The 1443-nt window shown below is 45.3% G+C and carries 1 protein-coding gene; it reads left to right on the top strand.

Annotation, left to right across the window (positions count from 1 at the left end):
- The first annotated feature begins 285 nt into the window (after nucleotides 1-285).
- Nucleotides 286-1365, top strand: coding sequence for a tyrosine-type recombinase/integrase (locus tag CUS_RS00005; protein ID WP_037275651.1), 1080 nt, complete (start codon nucleotides 286-288; stop codon nucleotides 1363-1365).
- The last annotated feature ends 78 nt before the right edge of the window (nucleotides 1366-1443 follow it).

Below are 1443 nucleotides of genomic sequence, written 5' to 3'. Positions count from 1 at the left end.
TTGGAAAACCGAAAAAAACATAAAAAACACATGATCTGCCGAACAAACGGGATAGAATGGGTACAGCAAACCATATAGGTGAACATTTTTATAATGTATACCTTATAATTTTAGCACAAGACAACATAAATGTCAAGTGCAATTTAGCGGAATGTAACAGTTTTTATTCTGATTTGTAGCAACTTACAGTTGAGCAGCATGGAAGAATTGGTTTTATGTGTAGAATTAAGACGGTAAGATGGAGTTTTAGCCGTCGATCATACCGTCATTTTGGAGGGAATAGTCATGGCAAAGAGAGGAAACAACATTTATCACCGCTCAGATGGGCGCTGGGAAGGGCGATTTTACTGCAAAGGAACGAAGAAATATCGGTCTGTTTACGGCAGATCCTACACGGAAACAAAGGAAAAGCTCGACAAGCTCCGCAGTGAAGTCCTTGTACCGTCAGTCAGATGTGTTCTGCTTGTAATAGATATTTTGAAGATGTGGCTTGAAGCACGCAGACCGTCGATCAAGGAGAGCAGCTACGCAGGCTATCGCCATAAGCTGGAAAAGCACCTGATACCGTATTTTGACAAGATGAAGTATGACCGTCTCGATCTCAGCGGTATCAGTAAGTTTATCACAGACAAGCTCACCGAGGGACTGTCCCCGAAGTACATATCTGACATGGTTATCATGGTGAAGTCGGCTGCAAGGTGGGCTGAGATCACCCATAACTACGCCAATCAGGTAAAAAACGCCAAGCTGCCTAAGAAAAAGACAAAAGAAGCATCGTTCTTTTCGCCTGCGGAGCAGAAAAAGATCATCAGCACGGTCAGGGCTGAACACAGCAATACTGGCTGCGGAGTAATGCTCACGCTGTTCACGGGTATGCGTATCGGGGAAGCCTGCGCCCTGAAATGGGCAGATATTGACTTTGACGAGAAAATGCTTCATGTGACAAAGACCGTTCAGCGCATTGCGACCTTTGGCTCAGAAAGTAAATCTGCCGTCAAGGTTACTGCACCGAAGTCGGAGTCTTCCGTCCGTGACATTCCGCTGCCTGATTTTCTGGTCGATATGCTGAGAGAGTATCGTGGAAAAGACACCGATTATATTCTTTCGGGAACTGAAAAGGTGGTAGAACCCCGCTGTTTCTCCAACCGTTACAAGGCTCTGCTTAAAAAAGCAGATGTACCGTCACGCAAGTACCATTCGCTCCGCCACACCTTTGCTGTAAATGCTCTGCATCAGGATTTTGATATAAAGACGCTCTCCGAGCTGCTCGGACATTCTAACGCAAATATCACCATGTCTGTGTATCTGCACACGTCTATGGACAGAAAAAGTGCCTGCATGGATCGTCTGCAAGCACTCGTTTGAAGTTTTATACCGTCAGATTTTTTGTCCTGCCGTGTCGAAAAAGGTGATAAATGCGCCGGATTTGAATGTGTGTTCTGC

The sequence above is a fragment of the Hominimerdicola alba 8 genome, from assembly GCF_000178155.2.
Taxonomy (GTDB): Bacteria; Bacillota; Clostridia; order Oscillospirales; family Ruminococcaceae; genus Hominimerdicola; species Hominimerdicola alba_C.
Note: the sequence above shows the minus strand (reverse complement) of the source record. Positions and strands in the feature narration are given on the sequence as shown.

Coding starts and splice junctions, on each gene's coding strand:
- CUS_RS00005 (WP_037275651.1), top strand. CDS start 286: ATGGCAAAGAGAGGAAACAACATTTATCACCGCTCAGATGGGCGCTGG.